1 pseudogene is annotated in these 323 nt (G+C 25.4%); it reads left to right on the forward strand.

From position 1 onward, the window contains the following. Positions 1–45: 45 nt before the first annotated feature. Positions 46–323: pseudogene (locus J8281_RS19405) on the forward strand (hypothetical protein); the annotation flags it as partial.

The following is a 323-nucleotide window of genomic DNA, read 5'->3' on the forward strand; positions in this document are numbered from 1 at the left end:
TTATGCATAAGCTTGAAAAATCCAGACAATAGTTTATTTTTTTTGATGAAAACAACATTTACATTTTTAAAACAGAAAATGAATTTTTCAAACTTCTGGTTTAGAAATGGGAGCATCATTGTATTGATCTCTATTTTAGTGAACCATCTTTTTGAACCAAAAAATTTTCCGTTCAATAAAGATTATGAATTTCCTTTATTTCCTATTATTGTTTCAATTATTACAGGGTTTCTTGTAATTCTTATCGCAAGTATTAATTTCAATCACTTCAAAAAGAAACACTTTACCGAAAAAATCAACAAAAAATTATTATCACGATTCCT

It is taken from the genome of Aquimarina sp. U1-2 (assembly GCF_017897595.1).
Lineage (GTDB): Bacteria > Bacteroidota > Bacteroidia > Flavobacteriales > Flavobacteriaceae > Aquimarina.